The 15,079-nt window shown below is 29.4% G+C and carries 16 protein-coding genes; 2 read left to right on the top strand and 14 right to left on the bottom strand.

The annotated features are described in order from the left end of the window. Window positions 1–105: 105 nt before the first annotated feature. From secF to L1S46_RS19580, 13 genes are all read right to left on the bottom strand, one after another. Window positions 106–981 (bottom strand): protein translocase subunit SecF, encoded by an 876-nt coding sequence (secF, locus tag L1S46_RS19640; protein ID WP_023976282.1) that lies wholly within the window; start codon window positions 979–981, stop codon window positions 106–108. Beyond that, window positions 974–2,239: a protein translocase subunit SecD gene (secD, locus tag L1S46_RS19635; RefSeq protein ID WP_011968864.1), complete on the bottom strand. Its 1,266-nt coding sequence runs from the start codon at window positions 2,237–2,239 to the stop codon at window positions 974–976. The genes secF and secD overlap by 8 nt, the downstream gene beginning before the upstream one ends. Window positions 2,240–2,610: 371 nt before the next feature. Continuing rightward, complete coding sequence (locus L1S46_RS19630; protein WP_011968863.1) at window positions 2,611–2,979, bottom strand: TIGR04086 family membrane protein; 369 nt, start codon at window positions 2,977–2,979, stop codon at window positions 2,611–2,613. Between the two features lie 51 nt (window positions 2,980–3,030). Then, window positions 3,031–3,309 (bottom strand): preprotein translocase subunit YajC, encoded by a 279-nt coding sequence (gene yajC, locus L1S46_RS19625; protein WP_011968862.1) that lies wholly within the window; start codon window positions 3,307–3,309, stop codon window positions 3,031–3,033. A 160-nt stretch (window positions 3,310–3,469) separates the two neighbouring features. Continuing rightward, window positions 3,470–4,606 carry a tRNA guanosine(34) transglycosylase Tgt gene (gene tgt / locus L1S46_RS19620; RefSeq protein WP_011968861.1) on the bottom strand — a complete coding sequence of 379 codons (1,137 nt, stop codon included), beginning with the start codon at window positions 4,604–4,606 and terminating at the stop codon, window positions 3,470–3,472. 193 nt (window positions 4,607–4,799) lie between these two features. After that, window positions 4,800–5,825, bottom strand: a complete 1,026-nt coding sequence (gene queA, locus L1S46_RS19615) for a tRNA preQ1(34) S-adenosylmethionine ribosyltransferase-isomerase QueA (RefSeq protein ID WP_023976283.1) — start codon at window positions 5,823–5,825, stop codon at window positions 4,800–4,802. A 128-nt stretch (window positions 5,826–5,953) separates the two neighbouring features. After that, a complete protein-coding gene (gene ruvB, locus L1S46_RS19610; protein WP_238900798.1) occupies window positions 5,954–6,997 on the bottom strand; it encodes a Holliday junction branch migration DNA helicase RuvB in 1,044 nt (347 codons plus the stop codon). 65 nt (window positions 6,998–7,062) lie between these two features. Beyond that, on the bottom strand, window positions 7,063–7,659 hold the full coding sequence (ruvA, locus tag L1S46_RS19605) for a Holliday junction branch migration protein RuvA (protein WP_238900797.1): 597 nt from the start codon (window positions 7,657–7,659) through the stop codon (window positions 7,063–7,065). Between the two features lie 205 nt (window positions 7,660–7,864). Then, a complete protein-coding gene (locus L1S46_RS19600; RefSeq protein WP_238900796.1) occupies window positions 7,865–8,434 on the bottom strand; it encodes a hypothetical protein in 570 nt (189 codons plus the stop codon). Between the two features lie 118 nt (window positions 8,435–8,552). Further along, window positions 8,553–9,287, bottom strand: a complete 735-nt coding sequence (locus L1S46_RS19595; RefSeq protein ID WP_238900795.1) for a hypothetical protein — start codon at window positions 9,285–9,287, stop codon at window positions 8,553–8,555. Between the two features lie 16 nt (window positions 9,288–9,303). After that, entirely contained in the window at window positions 9,304–10,173 is an 870-nt protein-coding gene (locus L1S46_RS19590) for an SPASM domain-containing protein (RefSeq protein ID WP_238900794.1), read from the bottom strand. Window positions 10,174–10,783: 610 nt separating this feature from the next. Continuing rightward, on the bottom strand, window positions 10,784–11,281 hold the full coding sequence (locus tag L1S46_RS19585; RefSeq protein ID WP_011968854.1) for a L,D-transpeptidase: 498 nt from the start codon (window positions 11,279–11,281) through the stop codon (window positions 10,784–10,786). A 63-nt stretch (window positions 11,282–11,344) separates the two neighbouring features. Then, window positions 11,345–11,959: a DUF488 domain-containing protein gene (locus L1S46_RS19580; protein ID WP_238900793.1), complete on the bottom strand. Its 615-nt coding sequence runs from the start codon at window positions 11,957–11,959 to the stop codon at window positions 11,345–11,347. A gap of 308 nt (window positions 11,960–12,267) precedes the next feature. On the opposite strand from L1S46_RS19580, the gene L1S46_RS19575 reads away from it, so the two are divergent. After that, window positions 12,268–12,627 (top strand): DUF5658 family protein, encoded by a 360-nt coding sequence (locus L1S46_RS19575; protein ID WP_238900792.1) that lies wholly within the window; start codon window positions 12,268–12,270, stop codon window positions 12,625–12,627. Between the two features lie 383 nt (window positions 12,628–13,010). Then, window positions 13,011–14,282 (top strand): cation:dicarboxylase symporter family transporter, encoded by a 1,272-nt coding sequence (locus L1S46_RS19570; protein ID WP_238900791.1) that lies wholly within the window; start codon window positions 13,011–13,013, stop codon window positions 14,280–14,282. A gap of 215 nt (window positions 14,283–14,497) precedes the next feature. On the opposite strand, the gene L1S46_RS19565 is transcribed toward L1S46_RS19570, so the two are convergent. Continuing rightward, a partial coding sequence (locus L1S46_RS19565; protein ID WP_238900790.1) for an IS256 family transposase occupies window positions 14,498–15,079 on the bottom strand: 582 nt, incomplete at its 5' end.

Genomic DNA, 15,079 nt, shown 5'->3' with positions numbered 1-15,079 from the left:
ATTAGAAAACACCTTTATTATAAATGATTATAATAAATTTTACAATTATTTTGTTAACAAATGAAAAAACCCCCATTGTGCTGGAGGTTTCTTCATTTCCAGTAATTAAGCTTTTTGTAATTTTTTCTTTTGGCTTCTAACTCTATCTTTTAAGTATACCCAAATTGGTGATGCTATACATATTGATGAATACGCTCCACTTATGATACCTACAATTAAAGGAATCGTAAATGCTTGAACAGATGGCACTAAAAAATTCATTGCTATTATAGTAACTACTGTTGCTGAAGAAGTATATAATGATCTTGCTATAGTTTCAGTCAAACTTACATCTGCCACTTCAACTGATTTCGCTCTTCTCATTATCTTTGTGTTTTCTCTAATTCTATCAAAAATAACTATCGTATCACACATAGAATATCCAACTATAGTCAGTATCGCTGCTATAAAAGGTGTATTTACTGGAATATAAAATATTGAGTAAACAGAAATAGTTACTAATATATCATGAATTGTGGCCGCTATAGCCGCTACTCCAAATTTGAATTCAAATCTAATAGCTATATACACTAACATTACTGCAAAAGCCGCAAGTAATGCATATATAGAATTTTGAGTCAACTCTCTACCTACTGATGATCCTATTTCATTTTGTGAAACTAGCACTTTATCATCCAGTTTATATTTAGATTCTAAATCAGATACAATTAATCCTAACTTATCACTATCCAGATCTGCTGATTTTATTTCATATTGATTATTATTAATTGTATTCGTCGAAGCATCTGGTGCATAACTTCGAATTATTGTGTCAACATCATCTTTATTTATACTTTCGTCTAGTTGAAGTACTATTTCAGAACCACCTTTAAAATCTATACCAAAGTTTAGTCCTCTAACACATAAGAATCCCATTCCGATTACAATAATGATTAGGGATATTGAAAACCATATTTTTGTCTTTTCCATTATTTTAAGCATGTTTTTCATCCCCCTTTTTCAAAGTAACACCAAAGTGTGATGGTTTATTTATAATTCCACTTTCAACAGCTAAATTAACAAGTACTTTTGTTACTACCAAACCTGTAAATAAACTTATAACTATACCTATCATAAGTGTAATTGCAAAACCTTTTACTGCTCCAGATCCTATAAAATATAGAATTAGTGATGCAAGTAAAGTTGTCATGTTAGAATCTACTATTGAAGATAATGCATGCTCTGATCCTTTTTTCACTGCCGCCTTAACAGTATACCCTTTCTTTAACTCCTCTTTAGTTCTTTCAAACGTTAATATATTAGCATCAACAGCCACACCAATAGTAAGCAAGAATGCTGCTATACCTGGAAGAGTCAATGTAACACCTACTTCTATAAAAGCAAAAAGTGTAAGTGTTATATACAAAGTTAAAGCAATATTAGCCATTAATCCTTGAATTCTATAATGGAATAGCATGAATAAAAATACTAATCCAACTCCTATAATTCCCGCCTTAACAGAGTTTGGAAATGCTGTAGCTCCTAGTTCAGCTCCAACATTACTAACTGAAACTTCTTTAACTGGAAGTGGAAGTGCACCTGCATTAATCATTCCAGCTAATTCTTTATTCTTTTCTAATGTATCATGTGTTTCAATACTTGCTTTTCCACCTGAAATTTGCGAATTTACTCGCGCAGTTGATATTTCTTCGTCATCAAGGTAGATTGAAATATTTTGCCCAATATATTTTCCTGTTGCATCTGCAAACTTTTGTGCACCTTCATCATTTAATTCTAAACCAACTTCATATCCACCATTTTGTTGATTCATTTGTGCAGTTGCTTTTTTTACATCTGAACCTGTTAAAATTTCAGTTCCATCTGGCCCTTTAAAACTCAAATTACCAGACTTAACCAAACTATCTACTATTTCCTTAGAATTAGTTAATCCCGGTACATCTACTCTTATTCTCTTTGGACCTTCTGTTGCTACAATTGTTTCTGCAACACCAAGTTTATTTACTCTTAAAGATAAATGTTCCTTAGCACTTTGTAATTCTTCTGCAGTTACATCATCTTTTTGAATTTCCATAAGAACAGAAACTCCGCCTTGTAAATCTAGTCCTCTAGTTATTACTTTATCAAATGATTTAAATTCCCATCCTCCTAGAACAAATCCTTTAAATCCTGCAAAAGCTAACAGTCCAATTACAGCAATAATTAATATCAACAATGCTGAACTTTTGCTTTTTCTTTTCATCTTAATCCCCCTCTGCATATTATGTCTTTCATTAGGTTAGTATTTACTATATATTCCTTACTGAAAATTTTGGATTACAATTTCATTAACAGTTTCCTTTATTATGTAAAATACTTTAATATTTAAAATTAAGAAATTAAAGTCTTTAAGCTGAATTTTAAAGAACTTATTACTTCTTAATTTTAAATATTATTACATTCTTATGTTGCACATTGTTCATTATAGCACACTATAATTTCTTAATAAAGTTTTTTATTAATGTATAATATAACATTAAAATACTGTTTAACCTTCATTTAAATAAAAATGATTTCACATATGTATAACTTCTTTTAATCTTTGTAAAGTTAGTCATTAAAAACTGAAGTATCTTATAAATTTATCCCTAGCATCCCAGCAAGAGTACCTACAACCAGTGCTATAATCAATTTAATGAAATCAAAAAGCTTAAATGCTAATTCTCCATTAAAACTACTAGATAGTATAAACAATACTAAATAATATGATAGTGCTACTCCAAAGCCTACAAGCCATCCCTTTGATTCATTTTTCTTTGCTCCTATCATTGCTCCTAAACTTAAACTGCATAAAGATATTATTACATATATCATGTTAAAAATACCTTTACTAAATACTAGTTTAGTCATCAATAAAGATAGAATTGTAACTCCTATGAAGCTTAGAATCAAAGTTCCAATAGTACCTTTTACTACTGATCTAAAATATTTACTATTTTCCATCAAAAACACCCCCCAACACTTCATTTTATGAAATATTAAAGGGCATTATGATTAATCCATCTTTATTTTATGAGATATTCCGCTCTTCTCTAATTTAATTCTAGTTTTTGCAGGACCACTTTCAATTGTAACTGATTTTTCATCCATATGTGTAATCTTACCTATGATTCCACCTCTTGTCACAATTTCATCATTTACTTTTAATTCATCAATCATACCTTGATATTTCTTTTTTCTCTTCTTCTCAGGTAATATAAGAAGGAAAAAAAATATCACAAATACAAGTAAATAAGGTACTACGCTCGTAAGTAACGCTAACATATTATCCATACTTTTCCTCCAATGTGTTTATTATTTTTTTCTATTCATGATATGTAGTTTACATTTTATTTACTTTAATGTCAATATAAACCTACATTTGTTACTCATGTTCATTTAGAAATTGTGTAAAGATCTATATCCCACCAAATTCATAAATAATTATTTTCAATTATCTTCCTTCCCATTGTGATAATTTTTCTTCCTTAAATTGCTTAAAATAACCACCTTCAATTGCGTCTCTTATATCTTTCATTAACTTATTATAAAAATACAAATTATGTAAAACACATAATCTCATTGCAAGCATTTCCTTTGCTTTAAATAAATGTCTTATATATGCTCTTGTATAATTCTTGCATGTTGGACATTCGCAACCATCATCAATAGGTCTATCATCAAGTTCATATTTTGCATTCATAAGATTAAGCTTGCCTTCACTACAAAATACATTTCCGTGTCTCCCATTTCTGGCTGGAAGTACACAATCAAAGAAATCCACGCCTCTGTCGACCGCTTCCAATATATTGCTAGGTGTACCTACTCCCATTAAATATATAGGTTTATCTTCTGGCAAATGTGGTACAACTGCATCTATCACTCTATACATTTCTTCATGAGTTTCTCCAACAGCAAGCCCACCTATGGCATATCCATCTAGATCCATTTTAGTTATTTCTTTAGCGTGCTTTATCCTTATATCTTCATAAACTCCACCCTGATTTATTCCAAATAGCATTTGTTCCTTATTTATTGTATCTGGCATAGAATTTAACCTATCCATTTCATTCTTACATCTTTCAAGCCATCTTGTAGTTCTTTCCACTGATCTTTCTACGTATTCTCTAGGCGCTGGATTTTCAATACATTCATCAAAAGCCATTGCTATTGTAGATGCCAAATTACTTTGAATTTGCATTGATTCTTCTGGTCCCATAAATATTTTCTTTCCATCTATATGTGAATTAAAATACACGCCTTCTTCTTTTATTTTTCTCATCTTAGCTAACGAAAATACTTGAAATCCACCTGAATCTGTGAGAATTGGTCTATCCCAATTCATAAACTTATGTAATCCTCCAAGTTTTTTAACCACTTTATCACTTGGTCTTAAGTGAAGATGATATGTATTAGAAAGTTCAACCTGGCATCCTATCTCCTTTAAATCCATGCTAGAAACTGCACCTTTTATAGCTGCTAATGTTCCAACATTCATGAATACTGGAGTTTGTATAGTTCCATGAGGAGTTTCAAACTGCCCTCTCCTTGCTTTTCCATCCTTTTTTAATAAAGTATACCTTTTACTCACAAGCGTTCACCTCTTAATTATATTTTTACGAAACTCAGCTACCTTTGTTTACTGAGCAACTCTGAGATTCTTTAAAGAAACTAACTTCCATTTAGTTGTTAGCTGAATTATAAAATCAATATCTATTTTCTAATTCATCCCATTTTATATTGAAACACTTGACTATGTCACCTCATCAATGTAATCAAAACTTTTATTTAATAAACATAGCATCTCCAAATGAGAAAAATCTATATTTTTCATTTACTGCTTCTTCATATGCATTCATAACATTTTCTCTTCCTGCTAAAGTTGAAACAAGCATTATCAATGTAGATTCTGGTAAATGGAAGTTTGTAATTAACTTATCCACTACTTTAAATTTATATCCAGGATAAATAAATATATTAGTCCATCCACTTTGTTCCTTAACAAATCCATTTTCATCACCAATAGTTTCTAATGTCCTTGTTGAAGTTGTTCCAACAGATATAACCGCATTTCCTCTTTTTTTAGTTTCGTTTATTATATCTGCACTTTCTTTTGAAAGCATATAAAACTCTGAATGCATTTCATGCTCCTCTAGAGATTCGACTTTTACAGGTCTAAAAGTTCCAAGTCCAACATGTAATGTTAGATATACTATGTTAATTCCTTTATTCTTTATTTCTTGCAATAACTCTTTTGTAAAATGTAATCCCGCAGTAGGTGCTGCAGCAGAACCATTTTCTTTAGAATACACTGTTTGATACCTTTCCCTATCTTCTAATCTCTCATGAATATATGGTGGCAAAGGCATCTCCCCAAGCGAATCTAGAACTTCCTCGAATATTCCATCATAGAAAAATTCAACTATTCTATTTCCGTTTTCCTTTACTTCAACAACTTCAGCTTTTAACTTACCTTCTCCAAATGTAAATTTTCTACCAACCTTTGCGGATTTACCAGGCTTTGCTAGGCACTCCCATCTATCCTTTTCAATTCTTTTAAGTAAAAGGAACTCAATTTTTCCGCCAGTACCTTCCTTTTCTCCAATTAATCTTGCTGGCATTACTCTTGTATTGTTTAATACTAAAGTATCTCCTTCATTTAAGTATTCTATAATATCATGAAATTTCTTATGCTTAATCTCACCAGTTTTCTTATCTAAAACCATAAGTCTTGATGAATCTCTTTGTTCTAACGGATGTTGAGCTATCAACTCTTCTGGTAAGTAAAAATCAAAATCTTTTACGTTCATTTATTTATCTTCTCCTAACTAATAGCTTATTCTTATTATTGACACTTCTAAGGAAGTTAAACTTTCGAAAACTATATCAGTTGTTCAAAACTCAATTTTAAAGCGCTTACTAATAAATCCCTACTTATCTATTTATCAAAAAAGCTACCTTGTACTTTCCCATTATTACTTTTGCTTTTTGAATTGTTTACTCTTCCAAGATGTTCATATGCCTTATCACTTGCTATTCTTCCTCTTGGTGTTCTTATTATAAAGCCTTTTTGAAGCAAGTATGGTTCATATACGTCTTCTATAGTTCCCAATTCCTCACCTATAAAATAAGAAAGTGTTTCAATTCCAACAGGTCCCCCGTTAAAATTATCAATAATAGCTTCAAGTATTTTATTATCAACTTTATCAAATCCCTGATTATCAACTTCCAATAATTCTAAAGCCTCTCTAGCCTCTTTCAATGATACTAGCTTATTAGATTTTACTTCTGAATAATCCCTGACTCTTTTTAATAGCCTATTGGCAATTCTAGGTGTTCCTCTTGATCTCTTAGCAATTTCCAAAGCGCCTTCTTCAGTAATTTTACATCCAAAAACCAAAGCGCTTCTACTTACTATCTCCTTAAGTTCTTCATCTGTATAATATTCCATGGCACAAAGCACACCAAATCTATCTCTAAGTGGAGATGTAAGCATTCCAATCCTTGTTGTTGCTCCAATTAGTGTAAATTTAGGAAGATCAATTCTTATAGATTTTGCTGTAGCACCTTTTCCTATAACTATATCTAGAGCATAATCCTCCATAGCAGGATATAATATTTCCTCAACATTTCTATTTAGCCTATGTATTTCATCTATAAATAAAACATCATAATCTTTTAATGTTGTTAGTATCGCTGCTAAATCTCCTGCTCTTTCTATTGCTGGTCCAGAAGTGATTTTTAAATCCCCACCCATTTCTTTTGCTATAATATTAGCTAAAGTAGTTTTTCCAAGTCCAGGTGGTCCATATAAAAGTGTATGATCTAATGCTTCTTTTCTATTTCTTGCAGCTTTAATAAATATATCTAATCGCTCTTTTACTTTGTCTTGTCCTATATATTCATTTATTTTTTGAGGTCTTAAACTAAGTTCAGAATTAAAATCTTCTTGCATCTCAGATGGATTAACTATTCTTTCCAAAAAACCTCCCCCTTTTCTTATGAGTCATATATGTATAATTTTTTGCTACTTATGTCTTAGAAGCTTTATCCCATCAACGCCTTTAATGCATTTTTAATGATATTTTCTACACTATCATTCTTATCTATCTTTTTAAGTACTGATTCTGCTTCCTTCTCGCTATACCCTAGCGCAATTAACGCGCTTAAAGCTTCTGATAATGCCATAACATTCTCATTATCCTTTGTATCAATTTCCATACTGCTATCCAGTAATTCATCTGGCTTTAGTTTATCTTTGATCTCTAAAATAATTCTAGCTGCTGTTTTTTTGCCTATTCCCACACCTCTACAGATGTGTTTCTCATCGCCAATCATTATTGCGTATTTTAAATTATTAACTCTGCTTATAGATAATAAAGATAATGCTGCTTTTGGTCCAACTCCACTTACTGTTAAAAGAAGCTTAAACATCTCTAGCTCTTCCTTTGAATCAAACCCATATAATCCAATAAAATCTTCCCTTACTATTTGCTCAAGGTAAAGCATAATCTTCTCTCCATTCTTTGGCATAGAGGACATTGTAGCACCTGATGTAAATATCTTGTAGCCTATACCGCTATTCTCTACTATTACATAATCTTTATTTATCCCAATATATTTACCTTTTATATATTCGTACATCTATTTCACACCAACTTTTCTATATCTATAACTATATTTAAAATTTAGCTAAAAAACTAATTTCTACATTATTAAAACCTAACTTATACTTTATCATTTTCAGCCAAATCTTTCAACAATGTATTTTTTAATTAATAAAAGGCATGTAGTATTAAAATTACCAACATGCCTTTTATTAATTAAAATTTACCTATCAGAATTTCCATTATGATAAAAATTCTGATAAGCTTTCTTCCGCATCATCTTTTGAATTATATTCAAGTTCAAAATTCTTAATTTTGTCTTTATCTATCTCACTTAAGTTATCTACTTTTTTACTATTAGTATACACATCTTCGCTATTTTCAATTGATAAAGTTCCATTATCATCAGTTTTATATATAGCTAAAAAGCCATCTTTTTCTCCGATATAATATTTATTAGGTTTTACAGCTTTAGAAGCATCTCTTTTATAGGTCATTTCTCCATTAGATTCTACTTCTAAAACATATCCCTTATCTTTTAATGCCTTTGATAATTCCGTTTCTGTTAAGTTCTTATCTATATTTAATTCTTTCTTTAACTCTGACAATGTTAATTCTTTTTCTTTCTTTTCACCTGCATATAAATAAATTCTTATATTATCATTTAATTTATTATTTATTTCACTTGATGATACAGGATTATTTTTAGCATTTTTGTTACTTATATACTTTTCTGAAAAATAATATGTTATAGAAAATATAAGTGCTAATGCTAATGTCATACCTATGAATAATTTCTTTTTATTTACCATAATAATCACTCCTTATCAAGGAGTATAGCCATTATTTCTATATTTATACAAGAATATTCTTTTAATGTATAAATTAAGTATCTCCATAAAGTATTTACCATTTAAGATCGATTTCCCATTAACTTTTTCTAAAAGCATGTTTTATGGCACTTATTAATATAATCCATGTTATTTTGAAACAATTCCTATAATGCATAATAGCATTTATTATCAACACGAATATTATTAATTCAATATAATATAATAGTACTGCTATTATTGGCTTTGCGTTCATCCACTTCATATCTAAAAACATTGAAGTTAAAAATGATAATCCGAATACAACTGCACTAAGAATTATAAGTCCTTTTATCATTCCTTTAAAATCTTCATGACTTGGTGCTATTCCACTTATTAGTACTAGAAATAAAACTATAGTTATTATACCTTCTTTACTCACTATTATCCTCGGATCTAGTATTCTAGATATATCAGCAACTTTATCTTTTAATACAAATTTACTCTCTATAAATATGAATAATGGTATATTTATTATAACAGGTGCTATAGCTATAAGAAATTCCTTAATACTAATTAAAAATGGCATACTGCTTCCAACCCTTGATCTTATAAATCCTGGTCTGTTTCCTTTTGGCAAAAGTTGTACTTGTTCTATTTTAGCAAGACATAAAATTGCAACTAATAAATGTGCAAGTTCATGAGCCGGTGTACTTAAAGCATATATAAATTTAGCCATTCCTGCATTTATACTACTCAGTGCTCCTTGAAAAACCGATTGTATGAATCTCAATACATAGTAATACGAAAAATATATCAATAAAAAAATACCTACTGACTTAATTGCTGTTTCCATTTTAACAACGCCCCCACTATCTTACTCTATTTATAAAACCACATTTTTTGCATAATTCTTCTACTGCCTTTCTTCCAGAAAAACCATTATATATGTCTATAGCTCTTTTTGAACTTAGAATTTCTTCTAATGTATTGTCAAAGATATTACCAAGTGCTATGCTACCATCACTATCTAAACAACAAGGCACTACTGTTCCATCTACCAATATTCCCACTTGATCTCTAAGCCCATAGCAGAAGACTCTTTCTCCTAACTCCTCAACTTGCAATGATGGCCACTTAAATTTCTCTCCCATACTAAGATATACATTATTTTTTAGTTTAAAACTATTTTTTTCCTTTAAACTTTCTCTCAAACTGGATTTTATTTCGAAACTTTGTTCAAGAAATTCAAAAATATCAATATTCATGCTATTACTAGCAGTATACTTTGTATCTAAATTCCACAACCTTAAAGAAGTTATTATATTAGTTTTTTCACTAGCTTCTTTAACAAATTCAATTATATTATCTATATATTTACTAAACTCAACATGTCCCTCATTCGCTTCAAAGCTATGAAGCGAAATATTAACTTGCCTTAAAGCATTTGAACTAAGTAACACATCCTTAACTTCACTTATTAAAGTTCCATTAGTAGTTATATTAACCTTTAATGAATTTTCATTGCTTATATCCAAAAAACTCTTTATATTTTCATTTAAAAACGGTTCTCCCATTAGATGGAAATATACATAATCAGTATGTGATTTCACGCTATTTACGATATGTTGAAAACTTTTCTTATCCATAAACTTAAGTTCCCTATTTGTTTTAGGGCAAAAATCGCAACTTAAATTACACACATTTGTTATCTCTATATAAATCTTTTTAAATTTCTTCATTAAATTATTACTCCAATCAATACATTTAGATAAAAATAAAATATATTTTATATCTCAAACTAGTATATATTTTAATCCCCGCCTTTGCAAGAAAATCACTGTTTTCTTAAAATTATTTTACAATAAAAATTCCACCTAAATCTAATATAAAATTTAGATGGATATTTATGTTAAACACTTTAATTATAATAGTCAATTATTATCTTTACAAAAGACAAAGAGCAAGTGAATCTTACTAACTTCACTTGCTCTTTCTTAGTTACTGATTTTAACGTTGTCCGCCAACTGGGTACGACCGTCTGTCGTACATTGCTTCCGGGATTTTTTCGTTGCCCGTCACCAACTGTATATCTCTTGAGATATACTCTTCTGCCGGATTGAAGTGTCAGTACACTAAGATAAATTAAACCTTTATCTTGATTTAATTATATCTCATTTCATCATTAATTGCAATAGTTTTTTGAATTTTCTGAATAATTGTAATTTTTATAATAAAATCCATATACTAGATTTAATGTGAATATGTTTTCTTTTATATCTAATTACAAGTGCAATTTTATATAATTATTCTCTTAACTTTTATTTATCTATCCAAATATATAAATATAGGTTAATTTATAACTACTTTAGTCCCCTTAGGTATATTGTCATAAATCCATTTAGCATTTTCTTTGGCTAACCTTATACACCCATCTGATAGCTTCATACCTAACCTTCCATCTCTAACCGATCCATCCAAATTATAAATTATTGAATGAAATAAATAATTACCTTTAAACTGTGTATAATACCAACACTTGTATCCTTTATTTACGCCAAAATAGAGTCCCTTTATTCCAACCTTATAAGTTCCTTTAGGTGTTGGTGTTGAGGCTTTTCCCAAGGTGCACAAATAACTATTAATTAGGTTCCACTTATTTGTGCTTCCTTTAAAAATATTCACTTTAAAGCTTCCAGTATCTACCCAAATCAAGTAGTTGGTTTCACTAGAATAATTCTTAGAATTTACATAATCTGCATAGCTAATACGGTCACTCGACATATCTGCTCTAATGCCATTTTTTTTAATCCCAATACCTCTTAATACTTTAGATAAAATTTTTTTCATAATTAAAATCCTAATTTAGTAATACATATTAATATATGTCTTATATATTAATTTTGATTTATATTATTCTAAATGCTCCACTCTATATCCAATTTCTTTATTTGCCAGTCGATAACCTTCCTTAATCATTTCAACCTCGCTAATTTCGTTACCAAGCAAGCTGTCTATAGTAATCTGATTCCTATTACTAAAGTATTTACTTAAAAGTTTCTCTTCTATTTTCTCTTGAGATGCCAAAGTATAGTCATCCAAAATATGCTTAACATTAAATCCATTCTCCCTTAATGATCTTCCAACTAATATACTCCTATGACACCTTATAGGATCCTGCATAGCTCCAAGAAGTGCAATATTATAACCTTTCTGACATCCTGTTTTTAGCCTCTCAATTCCTCTTAAAAAATCTTCTTCCATAATTACCTTTTCAAAATCAGAATATCCTTCCTTATTATAAGAGTTTTTATCTTGCCTTTGAGCCGCAAGTTCTTTAGCCATATATATGTATATAAATCCTTCTTTTTTTAAAGTTTCAGCTATTGTTTCCTTATTATATTGAACATTATATTTCGAATACGGAGTTCCTCTTATATCTACAACAGTATCAATATTATAATTCTTTAGCATGTCTATTAATTTCTCTACAGGATAGTTAGAATGTCCTATTGTGTATATGTCCATTTACTTGAACTCCTCTCTTTATATTATATTATTTTTTCTTTTCCTGTAATTATACCTTGCTCTTTTCGTAAAATTCTCTTAATATACCCCTTACTTCTATCTTATCCACAGCTCTTTTAATTTTTTTGATATTTTAAATCCTGTCTACGAAAATATAGTAACATAAAAGCTAATTAGAAAATAAGAGCATGTCTATAATAATGTAGTTCAAAATATACGTTCTAATAACAAATATACATCTATCTATAATTAATAAAGCTTATACTATACCTTCATTATGGTAATAATCACTAAATGGAGGTGTTTTAATGGTTACTTTTATAAAAAACTATTCTCTTAAAAATATAAAAATAAAATTTTTAGCTCTATATATTCTGAATGTAACAGACATAATATTTACTATTTTACTCTTAAATACTGGTTTTTACGTAGAAGCAAATATTTTCATGGTAGAAGTAGTAAAAAGTCCACCTGTAAGTTTTTTATTAAAAATATTAGCTCCTGCAGTTCTTTTTGTATTCATATATTTTAGAATGAAAGATGCAACTGATAAACAACTAAAGTACTGTAACTACTTTATTAATGGAATCATCATATTCTACGGTCTAATAAACACATTTCATATTATCTGGTTTGCATTATTACCTATGTTTATTTTCATATATTGATTTGCTAACTCTTTTGAAAATCAATATCTAATTCTTTAAATATAAATTTATTATATTTATTAATATGTTCGAGTTTCTATCTCAACCCCTTTATCTTTGTGCTTTTCTATCAGTATTAAAATCCAACTTTTCGTAAATACACCATAGTAAGTTTATTAAAAATATAATTAATAACTAGTAATATTTTCAATTAATTGAACAACAAGAAAAGAATATATTCTTTATTTTTAAAAATGAATTTTTTCTAGAGACAAAATTCATTTTTTATGTTATAATTCAAAATGTTGCTAAGTTATTATAATAATTTGCAACCCGAAATGATAATAATGTCATATTTAATATTATTTTTATTGAAATTTTAAACTAAGGAAGGAGAATTTACTATGAAGAAAATTAAATTTGGTCTAGCATTACAAATTCTTGCAGGACTTATACTTGGAATTATAGTAGGTGGATTTTTTTATGGAAATCCAGCTGTTGAGGCATATTTAAAGCCTATTGGAGATATTTTTATTCGTCTAATAAAAATGATTGTAGTTCCAATCGTCTTTTCATCACTTATAGTTGGTATTGCTGGAGCGGGAGATATTAAGCAGGTTGGAAGACTTGGAGGAAAAACTCTTCTTTATTTTGAAGTAGTAACAACTATTGCTATTGTATTAGGACTTTTAATAGCTAATGTGTTTCATCCAGGCACAGGAATAAATATGCAAGAGCTTGCTAAATCTAGCATTGATGCTTATGTAAGCACTGCAGAAAATGTAGCACATCATAGCTTTGCAGATACATTTATAAATATTGTACCTACTAATATTTTTGATTCACTTACAAGGGGAGATATGCTTTCAGTCATTTTCTTTTCTGTTATGTTCGGTCTAGGAGTTGCTGCAATTGGTGAAAAAGGGAAACCTGTTATACAGTTTGCTCAAGGAACAGCTGATGCAATGTTTTGGGTAACAAATCAAATAATGAAGACAGCTCCTTTTGGAGTATTTGCTTTAATTGGCGTGACAGTTTCTAAGTTTGGACTTTCATCTTTAATTCCACTTGGAAAACTAATAGTTACAACTTATGGTTCAATGATTTTATTTATACTACTAATATTTGGACTAATTGCAAAATTAGTTGGGACAAGTATTTTTTCAATCATAAGAATTTTAAAAGACGAACTTATACTTGCTTATAGCACAGCAAGTTCCGAAACAGTTCTACCTAAAATCATGGAAAAAATGGAGAAATTCGGATGTCCTAAAGCTATTGCAACCTTTGTAGTACCAACAGGTTATTCTTTTAATCTAGATGGTTCTACTCTTTACCAAGCTATTGCTGCAATATTTATTGCACAATTATATGGTGTTAATTTATCAATACCAGCTCAAATTAATTTAATGCTTGTATTGATGCTTACTTCAAAAGGTATAGCAGGCGTGCCAGGAGTATCTTTTGTAGTTTTACTAGCCACTCTTGGTTCTGTTGGAATTCCGGCCGAAGGCCTAGCTTTTATAGCTGGAATAGATCGTATACTTGACATGGCTAGAACTGTTGTGAATGTATTAGGTAATTCTCTAGCAGTTGTTGTTGTTTCAAAGTGGGAAGGAAAGTATAATTCTATAAAAGGTAAAGAATATATAGAATCCATAAAAAAAGCTGCTTAATTCTACAACAAAAAAGTGACTGTTCATCTAGAAATTATTTTCTAAGTGAACAATCACTTTTTAGAGTCTGTCAAGACTTTCGTGTAAACTTCAAAAAGTAATATGTTTATTTTATAAGGTTGGAGGTAGAATAAAACTCCCAACCTTAATTTTATAGTTATTCAATATTATTACATTATATATGTATAGATTGAGTGAGTTAAGTTCCGGTATTTTTAAAACAAAACTTCGTCCAAACGACCTTCGAAGAAGATTGATAATTGAGCTAAAATTTGCGCCCAGCCCTTAATTCCTTGCGTCCATTTCTTTGTTATATCAATAGTTGCAAGATAAAGTATCTTTAGTAATGACTCATCGTTAGGGAAAATTGATTTACTTTTAGTAACTTTCCTAAGTTGGCGGTTATAGCTCTCCATTGCATTTGTTGTATATATTATTTTTCTTATTTCAGGTGGGTATTTGAAAAATGTTGAGAGTTCATCCCAATTGTTTCTCCAACTTTTTATTGCTATTAGATATTTGTCTCCCCATTTTTCTTCTAGATTATCTAATTCTGCTAACGCGACGTCTTCTGTAGGTGCTTTATATACTAATTTCAAATCAGCATTAAAGGCTTTTAAATCCTTATAAGATAAATATTTACTAGAATTTCTTATTTGATGAATAATACATCTTTGTATTTCAGTATTAGGAAATACTGCTTTAATAGCTTCTTTAAAACCGTTGAGACCATCAACACATGCTATTAGAATATCATTTATACCACGGTTTTTAAGTTCATTTAAAACTAATAACCA

The sequence above is a fragment of the Clostridium sp. YIM B02500 genome (genome assembly GCF_022324665.1).
GTDB classification, from domain to species: domain Bacteria; phylum Bacillota; class Clostridia; order Clostridiales; family Clostridiaceae; genus Clostridium; species Clostridium beijerinckii.
Note: the sequence above shows the minus strand (reverse complement) of the source record. Positions and strands in the feature narration are given on the sequence as shown.